This is a genomic window from Niameybacter massiliensis, from assembly GCF_001282685.1.
GTDB classification, from domain to species: domain Bacteria; phylum Bacillota; class Clostridia; order Lachnospirales; family Cellulosilyticaceae; genus Holtiella; species Holtiella tumoricola.
In genome coordinates this window covers 91,146-103,548 of the sequence record NZ_LN875032.1, presented here as the reverse complement: position 1 = coordinate 103,548, position 12,403 = coordinate 91,146, and the positions used below count along the sequence as shown (strand labels likewise).

Below are 12,403 nucleotides of genomic sequence, written 5' to 3'. Positions count from 1 at the left end.
AGTATGGAGGAAAATAATTATAAAGGGATTCGTGAACAGCTAAAAGTATCAATAGAAAATTTATATATGGGTGACTTGCAAATTCTAGATGCAATAGAAAAGGGCTTACAATATAAACCTAAACAGATGCCTCAAGTAGGGTATCAAGGGGTAATAGGATCATTTAGTGAAGATGCAGCAACAAGATATTTTAAAGATCAAGATGCAAGCTATACGAGATATGATGAATTTGATGAGGTTTTTGAAGCCCTTGTAAGAGGGGAAATAGATTACGGTGTATTACCTATTGAAAACTCTTATACAGGGGAAGTGTTAGAAGTATACGACCTTATTGGACACTATAACCTTTATATAGTTGGAGAAGAGATTGTCAGAGTTACTCATCATCTAGCAGGTGTACAAGGAAGTAAAATAGAAGAAATAGAAGAAGTTTATAGCCATCCTCAAGCACTAGGACAATGTAAGCAATACCTCAGACAATACCCATATATTCAAAGCATCCCTTATGCAAATACAGCTATGGCAGCACAGTATATTGAGCAATTAGACAATAAGCATAAAGCTGCTATTTGTAGTGAAAAAGCTGCGAATCTTTATAATTTAAGTATCCTTCAAAGAGAAATTAATACTAAATCCAATAACTATACACGTTTCATAATTTTGTCAAAAACTATGCAAATCCTCCCGGAATGTGATAAAGTAAGTATAGCATTTACGACTAAACATGAAAGTGGAGCACTTTATCATATTTTAGCCCACTTTGCATACAATGGTCTTAACTTACTTAAAATACAATCTAGGCCTATGAAAGATAAGTCGTGGCATTATTACTTTTTTGTTGACTTAGAAGGACATTTAGAAGATGCTAATATGTTAATAGCATTAGGAAAAGTCAGCAAAGAGAGTGAGTATTTTAGTATATTAGGTGGCTACAGACAAAGTAAAAAAGTCACTTATTAAATAAAATTTAGGAGGAAATTAAAATGACAAAAAGAATTGTATCAACAGATAAAGCTCCAAAAGCAATTGGACCTTACTCACAAGCAGTTGTAGTAGGAGAAATGGTTTATACTTCAGGACAACTTGGTTTAGATCCAGAAACAATGGAACTTAAAGAAACTGTACAAGATCAAGCACATCAAGCATGCAAAAATCTTATTGCAGTATTAGAAGAAGCTGGTTCATCAATCAATAATGTTATTAAAACAACAGTTTTCTTAGCAGATATCAACGATTTTGTTGCTGTAAATGAAGTATATGCACAATACTTTACAGAACCATTCCCAGCTAGAAGTGCAGTTCAAGTTGGAAACCTTCCAAAACTTGCAAAAGTAGAAATCGAAGTTATTGCACATATAAATAACTAATTAAAAGGAGTCACTTAGGTGACTCCTTTATTTTGACTAAAAACAAAATTGTTCTAACGATGTAATTTTATTCATATATATAGTAATAAGTTTGTACAAGAAAAGAGGAGAGTACTATGTATTTGAATACTTTGATTTGCTTGGAGGAAAATGTGGCTGGGTATGGTAAGAGCAATAAAAATCCAAGCGGACATGTAACAATCATGTCACCAGGAATAATAAAATGCTATGTTCAAAATCTTCGAGACATACCTGGAGAATACACAGTATACTTGATTAGTAAAAGTCAGAATAAAGCTATACGTTTAGGCAATCTTAATACGGAAGATGGGAATAAACAAACTACTTGGAAAGTAGATTTAGATAATCTAGAAGGAACTGGAGTAAAAGGAAAAGACATAGATTGTGTAGCAATTGTAGTAGAAGGTGAAAGCATAGGTAAGACGGATACTGTACTTATTGGTTATACGAAGGATAAGTACTTAATAACAACTATGTTAGAAAGTGCCCTTCCTAAAAGACCAACTAAACCAACCACTCCAGCTATTCCAATAATAAAACCAGTTATAAAACCTACGATAAAACCAACAGAACCAGAAGAAAACTGTGAATGTGAACCTTGTGGATGTGGGTGTGAAGAACAACCAGGTATGAATAAGCCAGCGAAGCCAGGAGAAGGTCCCGGTCCAGTGATTATACCAACGCCAGATAGTAATAAACCAGGTATGAATAAGCCAGCAAAACCCGGAGAAGGCCCCGGCCCAGTGATTATACCAACACCAGATAGTAATAAACCAGGCATGAATAAGCCAGCAAAACCCGGAGAAGGCCCCGGCCCAGTGATTATACCAACGCCAGATAGTAATAAACCAGGGATGAATAAGCCAGCGAAGCCCGGAGAAGGTCCCGGTCCAGTAATTATACCAACGCCAGATAGTAATAAACCAGGCATGAATAAGCCAGCAAAACCCGGAGAAGGCCCCGGCCCAGTGATTATACCAACGCCAGATAGTAATAAACCAGGGATGAATAAGCCAGCGAAGCCAGGAGAGGGTCCCGGCCCAGTCATCATGCCAATGCCAGGTGAGAACGAACCAGAAGAACCTGAAGATGGTATAGGTCCAGTAATTATGCCGACTCCTGATGAGGATGATCTAGGCGAGGGGTATGACCAAAGATATCAAGATGAAATTAAAGTATTAACTAGATTGCAAAATTTATTCAGTGAGTCTTCTGATAAGGAAATGCTTGCTAGACGTGTTCAAAGTATTATAGAAGATAGTGTTAAACCTCTATCACAATCAACTTCATTCAACCAAAATAGAGCCAATGCAGTACCTCATAAAAATAGAGAAGATGAAGAGCAACAGTATTTAAATGAGATAGAAAATGTATTAAAGTCAATTCAAAATAACATGAATGCAGCAAAAGATGAAAAAAAAAGCCCTTTTAATGAAAAAGAGACAGTAGAAAATGAAAAAGTAGAAGACAAAGAGGATGAGGAGCAAGATATAAAAGGTGACTTACTCAGAGTAAGAGATATCTTCACAGATTCATCAGAAATAGAACCTTTTGAAGAAAAAGATGAAGAAATTGATTGGGTAAGGATTTCTATGGCAGAGCTTATATCTATGCCACAATTTTCTTATGAGTGGTGTACTAACCCATTTGTAACTTATTGTTATCATAAATTTGGATTCTTAATCTTAGGAAGAGATAAGAATATTGAGCAATACTATATTGGTATACCAGACATTTATGATACAAAACGTAAATTTATTTTATCGATTGATAAAATAGAATCTTTTAGAGGCAGAAGTAACAAGGCTCTTCAACCAGGTGATTATGGCTATTGGATTGTAAGGGTTTAAAGCAAAGAGGTGTGAAAAACACCTCTTTTTTATATGGCATAGAAAAAAAATTGAAATGATGGTATAATCTACAAAGAGAATTTTTCATAGAAAAGTAGTAAAAATACTATACTAAATAAAAAGAATAATATGAGGTGACCAAATGAATTTAGCAAGTTATATTGACCATACAATTTTAAAACCAGAAGCAACAAAACAAGATGTACTTAGACTTTGTGATGAAGCAAAACAATATGGATTTGCTTCTGTATGTGTAAATGCTTACTATACAAAATTAGTAGCTGATGCTCTTTGTGGTAGTGAAGTAAAAACATGTGTAGTAGTAGGTTTCCCTTTAGGTGCAACATTCACAGAAATTAAAGCACGTGAAACAGAAGTAGCTATTGCAAATGGTGCTGATGAAGTAGATATGGTAATTAACGTTGGTGCACTTAAAGATAAAGACTATGATATAGTTGAACAAGATATTAAAGCAGTTGTAGATGCAGCAAAAGGTAAAGCAATTGTAAAAGTAATCATCGAAACTTGTCTTCTTACAGATGAAGAAAAAGTTAAAGCTTGTGAACTTTCAGTTGCAGCAGGTGCTGACTTTGTAAAAACTTCTACAGGATTTAGTACAGGTGGTGCAACTGTAGAGGATATAACACTTATGAGAAAAACAGTTGGTGATAAAGCATTAGTTAAAGCATCTGGTGGTGTAAGAGATTTCAAAGGTGCAAAAGCAATGGTAGATGCAGGTGCAGACCGTATTGGTGCAAGCAGTGGTATCAAAATTGTTATGCATCAAGATGAAGAAGCAACACCAGGCGGAATGTACTAAATAGACAGCGAGAGGGGATAAAAGATGCGTCTGAGAAGAGACCCAAGAGCAACTGATTACTTAGCACAAGATGAGAGAGTTGTTCAAGACCCAACACAGTACAAGGGTAAATGGCACGAAGTATTTGGAAATAATAACCCTATCCATGTTGAATTTGGATGTGGAAAAGGTGGATTTATTACAGAACTTGCTAGAAGAAATCCTGATATTAATTATATTGCAGCTGAAAGAGCTGAAACAGTAGTATACAAAGCATGTAAAAAGGCCAATAGAGAAGAAACACCAGAAAATCTACGTTTCTTATTTGAAGACGTAGCAAATTGTATGGATATTTTTGAAGCAGGAGAAATTGAAAGGCTTTATCTTAATTTCTCAGATCCATGGCCTAAAAAACGTTATGCAAAAAGACGTTTAACATACCGTGATTTCCTCAAAAAGTATGCCGTTATCTTAGGTGAAACAGGAGAAATTCATTTTAAAACAGATAATAAAGGTCTATTTGCGTCTTCAATTGAAGAATTCTCAATTGAAGGTTGGCTTATGAAGAATGTAACACTTGATCTTCATAATAGTGATATGGAAGATAATATTATGACAGAGTACGAGAAGAAATTCTCCGAGATGGGCTTTACTATTAATAGATTAGAAGCAGTACCACCAAGAAAAGTCTGCAAATAATTCATTACTTCATATACTATAGTAAAAGTATATGAGGTGATAAATATGCGTTTTTTTGAACAAGTTCAATATAAATTACGAACCTTTTTATATGAACAAGAGCGTGCAAAAGCAAATAAGAAAACCGGCAGTTCTTATTCAAGTAATAAAAATGATGAAGAAAAGCCAATAAAAAAGATTATGAATTCTTTAGATGAGATGGATGCATACCTCGAGGAAAAAGTTGAGGAATGGAATCTTAAAATTAAGAGATAATAATTATAGAATAAGATATATTCAAGACTCAAAACATATGATAAAGTATATGTAATCAATGAAAAATGGAGGAAAAAAATATGTCATTCAAATTTACAGATGAAAACTTTCAACAAGAAGCTTTAGAATCAAACATTCCGGTTATCGTAGACTTTTACGCAGATTGGTGTGGACCATGTAAAATGATGGCACCAATTATTGATGAACTTGCTACACAATATGAAGGCAAAATCAAAATTGGTAAAGTAAATACAGATGAAAGCCGTGCTGTTGCATCAAAATACAACATCATGAGTATTCCAACAATTCTTTTCATCAAAGATGGTCAAGTAGTAGAAACAACTGTTGGTGCATTACCAAAACAAGTACTTGAACAAAAAATTAGCCAACTATTCTAAGAATAAATACTAATTGATTTAAAATAATAAGCCTTAGGATATGAGATCTCATATACTAAGGCTTATTTATATGCTTGATATAAACTAATTATTTTTTATTTTCTTCTTCAAAATGTAGATGAGGTGGATCATAAGGAATAACATCCTCAGGGGATAATTTAGGTAAGTCTATATCTTTTGTACGTAGGCGCTTATCAATCCATCTGTTAATCATAGAAAGAAGAACTGCAAGTATTGGGGAAGCAAAGAACATACCTAAAGGTCCAGCGATTGCTCCTCCTATAGTAATTGCTGAAATAATCCAGAAAGGTGTAATACCTATAGAATCACCTAATATTTTTGGACCTAAAATAAGCCCATCAAATTGTTGAAGGATAAGGATAAAGATAGCTACAATAATAGCTGCTTTAGGGCCTTCAAATAATGTAAGGATAACAGCTGGAATCGCTCCAATAAATGGTCCAAAATAAGGAATCATATTACATACACCTACAATGAAAGAAAGAAGAAGGGCATATGGATTTTGAAGTATAGAAAGACCAATAAAGCAGATAACACCAATAATTAATGAATCTAAAGATTTACCAATGAAAAATCTAATAATCGTAGCATGTGCTTCAGAAGCTACACTAACGATCTTGCTCGCTGTAGGATATTTAAAGAGAGCGTAGACAGCACGTTTTGTACCATTAGTAAAAGTCTCTTTTTGCATAACAGCATAAGACGCAATTACAAAGCCGATGACTAAGTTTAAAAAAGTACCTGTTATAGACATTGTACTAGAAACTAACTTATCGAAAACAGATTGTAAAGCAGAAGGGTTGATAAGCTCGCTAACCTTTGCAGGGTTAATGATTTCATTAACAAATTGAGATAAATCTGGATAAGCTAGTGCATCATTAATAGCAAATTGAAGTTTACCAAGGGCATCTTGGAGTTCTCTGAGATAGGTTGGTAAGTTATTTACTAGTAATCTAATATTATCTAATATCTGTGGAATTAAGAATCTGATGGTTAGAAAGACTGTGCCAAAGAGGCATAAATAAACAATAATGATTGATAAGACACGTAAGCGTTGATAATCCTTAGAGTTATTTGAATGTGTCAATTTAATAAGATGACGTTCAAAAAATGCAACTGCTGGATTCATCAAATATGCAATAAGCAATCCGTAAAGGATAGGGGTAAAAATACTTATAACTGATTTGACATAACCGTATACATTAGGGATGATATTATCGGTATTTGATGAAATACGGTAAATAAGAATAGAAGCAGTTAAAACAAAAAGGGTATATAGTGCAATTTTAATATATTTTGCATCCCAGATTTTTTTCAAAAGTAAATCCCTCCTACTATAATGTTAATTTATTTTATCATAGATAAAGCATGATGCCTAAGAAAAATTAATTAAGATTTATTAATAAATAGACATGCTGTTTTTCTATTAAAAATGTCATTTAAATTAGATACTATATACTATATATTAGATATGTTAAAAGGATAAGTAGATTAGAAAAAAATACGTTAAAATTAGAGGAATTATTGAAGCTTAAGAATATAGTTATTTAATGTTATACTGATTGCCTACATGTGTATAGAAATAGTTTTAGAAATTGAGTTATATAAGCAATAGTATTCCTATAGAGTATGTACAGAAATTGTATAAGTCAAACTTGAGTAGAAATGTAGATATATAATTAAATGAAGTAGTTCCTAAATTAGAGTCTATATGAATAAGATAGTGGTGTTAGAAGTATAGAGAAAATATAAGATATTTACTTTGAGAACACAAAATAAAAAAATATGAGATAAGTAGTTGACAAAAGTCCTTAGGTTATATATAATTAAACATGTCTTAAAAAACAAATACGCGATTGTGGCGGAATTGGCATACGCGCTAGACTAAGGATCTAGTGCCTGTAACGGGCTTGGGGGTTCGAGTCCCCCCAATCGCATACATAACCTTGAAACAGAAATGTTTCAAGGTTTTTTGTTTATCTAAAATTATAAAAAGGTTCTAGCATTTGCTAGAGCCTTTTTATTTTGCCAGCATTCGACTTTTGATGGCATTTTATATAAGATGAAATTTAAAATAGATAGTCTCTGATGAATAAAATAATGAGAAATTGGTCAAAATGTATAAAAAAGAAAAATGTTTTTATGCACTTTATTTATAGAATGAAGTATGTTAAAATGATAACATACTTTACTGAAGTAAATGAATTTGCTTACTTTCGTTTTAGATTACAAAATATACAATCTTTCTAGAATAAAATATAAAATATGTCTAAAAAAGTCACGACGTTTACAATTAGTTTACAAATAGGACAAATAATATTCATAAACAGGTGTTATTATATTACACGAACGGACAAGTAATATAATAATATTACTTTGGGAGTAATTATTTGTTACTTTTATTCCCCTAAACCCTTGATTAGATAAATGTAAAGATTCCGTATTTGCATCATTTCTAAACTCCCCTAAACATATAATTACACATAAAAGTAACAAAATTATTTCCGTAAATAGCAAACCCTTACAAAACTCTATTTTAAGGCATCGCATTTCCCCAATGCGATGCCTCTTTTTTTGTCTAAAAAATTAACAGACATATATGGAAAATTCTATAAAATACTTTTCTATCTAGCTTGACATGATTTAAACAGCGTTATAGCATAAGATTAGGATTATTTTGTGAAAAGGGAGGTGTCTCGTTGTTAACAGATCGAGCAGAGCAGTGGTATGAAAAAATGGGTAAAAAGTTTGGTCGTGTTATATCTTTTATATTGATATTGTTTGGTGTATATATTTTCTTTAAATATATACTAGAACTTATATTACCTTTTGTAATTGCTTGGATATTAGCAAGTTTGTTGGATCCTTTTGTAACCTTTTTGAAAAAGAAGCTTAAGGTTCATCGTGGATTGGGAACATTGCTATCTATGGCTACTGTATTAACAGCCTTTTTTGGATTAATTACCTTCCTTGTAAAGTTATTGTGGCAACAGATAGTTGGTTTTGCAGATGCATTTCCTAATTATGCAGAACAAATACAATATACATTGGAAAATATACAGGTTCAATTCCAAGGTGTGATGGATACATTGCCTTTACCTGAAGCTATTCAATCTTTAGATGATTTGATTAATACTGTTTTAAATAGTATCAGTGGATTTTTGTCAGACCTAGTAAGTAGTACAGCGAGTATAGTAAGTAAGGTACCAAATGGTGTGTTTTTTGTAATTGTTGTATTAATAGCAACTTTCTTTATGACTAAGGATAGAAAAATGATTAAAGACTTTGTGAAAGCACAATTGCCTGAAAAGCTTACAGATAAGGTAGTACTCCTACAAAATGGCTTGAAAAGAGCCTTAGGGGGATATGTAAAGACACAACTAATTTTGATGTGCTTTACATTTGTAATTTGTCTAATTGGTTTATTAATACTACAAAGGCCTTATGTGTTACTTGTAGCCCTTGGTATAGCTATTTTAGATGCATTACCTTTGTTTGGAAGTGGAGCAGTACTTATTCCATGGTCAATTTTCCATCTATTATCAGGGAATGTTGTTTTAGCAATAGGACTTATTGCGATTTATGGCATTATTGCAGTAATGAGACAAATTATGGAGCCTAAGGTATTATCTACTCAAATAGGTGTTTATGCCCTTGTAACGGTTATGGCTATGTATATTGGATTTAAAGTAATAGGTGTATTTGGCTTGATTATAGGCCCTATTATCGCCGTTATGCTTAAAACTTTACAAACAATAGGTTTATTGCCAAATTTTAAACCAGTTCCAGATGATGATAATGAACAGCCTATGAAAGGACAACTTAAGTTAGACCAACTAGATAAAACGAATAGCAAATAAGGAGAAACATATGAGAAAGATTCATGTAAATGAAATAATTGAAGCGGTGAAAACTGCCTGTATAGAGGCGAACTATAATCTACCTAAAGATATGCTTCAAGCCTTAGAAAGTAGAACAACTATTGAGAGCAATAATTTAGGCAAGGAAATACTTCAAGATATTTGTGAAAATGCTTATTTAGCACAAAAAGAAGCTATTCCTATTTGCCAAGACACGGGTAGTGCTGTTGTGTTTATAAATTTAGGTCAAGAAGTATATATAGAAGGTGGTTTGTTAAAAGATGCTATTAATGAAGGAGTAAGAAGAGGCTATAAAGAAGGTTACTTAAGAAAGTCTATAGTTGAAAACCCTTTATATAGAAAGAACACAGGAGACAATACACCAGCAATTATTCATTTTGATATAGTTGAAGGAGATGACTTTGAAATGGTTATTGCCCCTAAAGGGGGTGGCAGTGAGAATATGAGCAAAGTATATATGCTTACACCATCTCAAGGAATTGAAGGTGTAGAGGCAGCAGTATTAGAGGCAGTTAAAATAGCAGGGCCCAATGCATGCTTACCTATGGTAGTGGGTATAGGTATCGGTGGTAACTTTGAACAATGTACCCTTTTGGCAAAAAAAGCGTTGGTAAGATCAGTTGGAAGTCATAATCCAGATGAACGTATGAGTGTATTAGAACAAGAATTATTACAGAAGATTAATGCATTAGGTATTGGGCCACAAGGTTTAGGTGGAGATACATCAGCGCTAGCTGTACATATAGAAGATTATCCATGTCATATTGCATCTATGCCATTAGCTATCAATATAGGATGTCATGTTAATAGACATATTAGCGTAAGGTTATAGGAGGAAACAAGATGACAAAACATATTCAAATACCAATGACAAATGAAGAAGCAAGAACACTTAAAGCAGGAGAAAGGGTTCTTCTTACAGGAACAATGTATACAGCTCGTGATGCAGCTCATAAACGTATTGTAGAGGAAGTTAAACAAGGTAAGGAAATACCTATTTCACTAAAAGATGTAGCCATTTACTATGCAGGACCAGCACCAGCAAAACCAGGGCAAGTAATAGGAAGTTGTGGACCTACTACTAGTGGGCGTATGGATGCTTATGCACCTTGGATGATGGAACAAGGACAAACTGTTATGATAGGAAAAGGTCTTAGAAATCAAAAAGTAATAGAAGCAATGAAAGAATATGGAAGTACCTATTTGACAGCTATTGGAGGTGCTGGAGCTCTATTATCAAAGTGTGTAAAGAAAATGGAATGTGTAGGATATGCAGAATTGGGAGCAGAAGCTATTTATAAGCTAGAAGTAGAAGAATTCCCAGTGATTGTAACGATTGATAGTGAAGGTAACAATTTATACATAAGATGATTTTAAAATAAAATTGGGTAAGGGGATAGAGTGATGAAGGGATATTTAAGAAAAATTATAGCATTGTCATGTGTATTGAGTTTGGTAGCTATAGGAGGTTGCACAAAGCAAGCTTCCACTAAACCAGTTACAGTAGCAGCACTTAGTGGTCCTACAGGAATAGGGATGATTAAGCTTATGTCTGACCAAGATAATATATCAAAAAACTATGATATAAGTCTTTATCAAAGTCCTGATGAAATAGTAGGTAAGGTAGTAAGTGGAGAGGTTGATATTGCTTGTGTGCCATCAAATATGGGGGCGGTTTTATATAATAAGACCGATGGTGGAGTGAAATTGTTAGGTGTGAATACACTAGGTGTTTTATACATAGTAGAAAATGGTGATAGCATTAAATCTATAGAAGATCTAAAGGGGAAAACAATACTTTCAAGTGGAAAAGATAGTACACCTGAATTTGTCCTTAATCAAGTGTTAAGAGCCAATGATATAGATCCTATAGAGGATGTAACAGTGGAGTTTATGGGAAATCATGCAGATATAGCATCTAAATTAGTAGCAGAAGAAGGAAGTATAGCACTACTTCCACAACCTTTTGTAACAACAGTACTAGCAAAAAATGAAAACATTAAAGTGGCACTTGATATAAATCAAATGTGGCAAGCTACAGAACAAGTGGATTTACCAATGGGTATTATAATAGGTAGTAAATCTTTTGTAGAAGAACAACCAAAGCAGTTAAAAGCTTTTCTTAAAAGCTATGAAGAGTCGGTTGAATTTGTAACGAATAATTTAGAGGAAGCAGCTAAGTTGGCAGTAGCTTATGCAATTATACCGGATGCTGAAATAGCTAAAAAAGCTATTCCTGCTTGTAATATTGTATATCGCAATGGTGTAGATTCAAAAGATATGCTCTCTAAGTTTTATGAAATACTTGCAGAAGCAAATCCTAAATCTATAGGAGGCAAATTACCAGATGAAAATTTCTATACCATCCCAAATTAAAGTAATTATTAGAAAAGGGTGTATAGTATTTTTGTGGATTATGGTATGGCAATGTGTACATAGTCTTGTGGGGAAGGATATACTAATTCCTTCTCCGGGGGCAACTTTCAAAAAGTTAATAGAAATGATGAGTATGGGAGAATTCTATCAAGATATTCTCCTAACTTTTTATAGAGTGGGTGTAGGTGTAATACTTTCTAGTATATTGGGGGTTATAAGCGCATTGATTGCGTATATGATTAAGCTTGTACAAGAAATATTAACACCTTTTATTACATTGCTGAAAAGTACGCCTGTTATGGCAGTTATTATACTGGCATTGTTGTGGTTTACAAAAGATACTGTGCCTATTTTTGTATGTTTTTTAATGTGTTATCCAGTAGTGTATACCAATGCGTTAAAAGGTTTTAATAGTGTTGATAAAGAATTGCTGGAGATGGCCAAAGTTTTTAAGATTAAAACTTTTACAGTGATCTGTAAGATTTATATTCCTCAAATAAAGCCCTATTTAGAAGCTGCACTAGAAATGATTGTTGGACTAAGTTGGAAGGTAGTAATTGCGGCAGAAGTATTAGCGGTGCCCAAACACTCTATGGGGTACAATCTTTTAAGTTCAAAATCTTACTTAGAAACAGATAGTCTTTTTTCCTGGGTAATAGTTATTGTTGTATTAAGTACCTTGTGTGAAAAAGGTGTAAATAGGATGTTTAAAAGTTCAAAAAGATAAAAAGAGGAG

13 protein-coding genes and 1 tRNA gene are annotated in these 12,403 nt (G+C 33.2%); 13 read left to right on the top strand and 1 reads right to left on the bottom strand.

Going from position 1 to position 12,403, the window contains the following annotated elements:
• The first annotated feature begins 3 nt into the window (after positions 1-3).
• The 7 genes from pheA (at position 4) to trxA (ending at position 5,389) form a co-directional block, all read left to right on the top strand.
• Positions 4-960, top strand: a complete 957-nt coding sequence (pheA, locus tag BN2390_RS01640; RefSeq protein ID WP_053982610.1) for a prephenate dehydratase — start codon at positions 4-6, stop codon at positions 958-960.
• A 23-nt stretch (positions 961-983) separates the two neighbouring features.
• Positions 984-1,367 (top strand): RidA family protein, encoded by a 384-nt coding sequence (locus tag BN2390_RS01635; RefSeq protein ID WP_053982609.1) that lies wholly within the window; start codon positions 984-986, stop codon positions 1,365-1,367.
• A gap of 116 nt (positions 1,368-1,483) precedes the next feature.
• On the top strand, positions 1,484-3,238 hold the full coding sequence (locus BN2390_RS21535) for a DUF7922 domain-containing protein (RefSeq protein ID WP_053982608.1): 1,755 nt from the start codon (positions 1,484-1,486) through the stop codon (positions 3,236-3,238).
• 142 nt (positions 3,239-3,380) lie between these two features.
• The gene (gene deoC / locus BN2390_RS01625; RefSeq protein WP_053982607.1) at positions 3,381-4,058 is read left to right on the top strand and encodes a deoxyribose-phosphate aldolase; all 678 of its coding nucleotides are present in this window, start codon (positions 3,381-3,383) and stop codon (positions 4,056-4,058) included.
• A 24-nt stretch (positions 4,059-4,082) separates the two neighbouring features.
• Entirely contained in the window at positions 4,083-4,736 is a 654-nt protein-coding gene (trmB, locus tag BN2390_RS01620; protein WP_053982606.1) for a tRNA (guanosine(46)-N7)-methyltransferase TrmB, read from the top strand.
• 45 nt (positions 4,737-4,781) lie between these two features.
• Entirely contained in the window at positions 4,782-4,991 is a 210-nt protein-coding gene (locus BN2390_RS01615; RefSeq protein WP_053982605.1) for a hypothetical protein, read from the top strand.
• A gap of 80 nt (positions 4,992-5,071) precedes the next feature.
• Positions 5,072-5,389 carry a thioredoxin gene (gene trxA, locus BN2390_RS01610; protein WP_053982604.1) on the top strand — a complete coding sequence of 106 codons (318 nt, stop codon included), beginning with the start codon at positions 5,072-5,074 and terminating at the stop codon, positions 5,387-5,389.
• A gap of 88 nt (positions 5,390-5,477) precedes the next feature.
• Here trxA and BN2390_RS01605 read toward each other — a convergent pair whose 3' ends face one another.
• On the bottom strand, positions 5,478-6,728 hold the full coding sequence (locus BN2390_RS01605; protein ID WP_053982603.1) for an AI-2E family transporter: 1,251 nt from the start codon (positions 6,726-6,728) through the stop codon (positions 5,478-5,480).
• Positions 6,729-7,262: 534 nt separating this feature from the next.
• Here BN2390_RS01605 and BN2390_RS01600 point away from each other — a divergent pair.
• From BN2390_RS01600 to BN2390_RS01575, 6 genes are all read left to right on the top strand, one after another.
• Positions 7,263-7,347 (top strand) — tRNA-Leu (locus tag BN2390_RS01600).
• Between the two features lie 762 nt (positions 7,348-8,109).
• Positions 8,110-9,270 (top strand): sporulation integral membrane protein YtvI, encoded by a 1,161-nt coding sequence (gene ytvI, locus BN2390_RS01595; protein ID WP_053982602.1) that lies wholly within the window; start codon positions 8,110-8,112, stop codon positions 9,268-9,270.
• A gap of 10 nt (positions 9,271-9,280) precedes the next feature.
• Positions 9,281-10,123 (top strand): fumarate hydratase, encoded by an 843-nt coding sequence (locus tag BN2390_RS01590; RefSeq protein WP_053982601.1) that lies wholly within the window; start codon positions 9,281-9,283, stop codon positions 10,121-10,123.
• Positions 10,124-10,134: 11 nt separating this feature from the next.
• Positions 10,135-10,662: a Fe-S-containing hydro-lyase gene (locus BN2390_RS01585; RefSeq protein ID WP_053982600.1), complete on the top strand. Its 528-nt coding sequence runs from the start codon at positions 10,135-10,137 to the stop codon at positions 10,660-10,662.
• Positions 10,663-10,695: 33 nt separating this feature from the next.
• Positions 10,696-11,667, top strand: coding sequence for an ABC transporter substrate-binding protein (locus BN2390_RS01580; protein ID WP_053982599.1), 972 nt, complete (start codon positions 10,696-10,698; stop codon positions 11,665-11,667).
• Positions 11,639-12,394, top strand: coding sequence for an ABC transporter permease (locus BN2390_RS01575; RefSeq protein WP_053982598.1), 756 nt, complete (start codon positions 11,639-11,641; stop codon positions 12,392-12,394). Before BN2390_RS01580 ends, BN2390_RS01575 begins: the two co-directional genes overlap by 29 nt.
• Positions 12,395-12,403 lie beyond the last annotated feature (9 nt).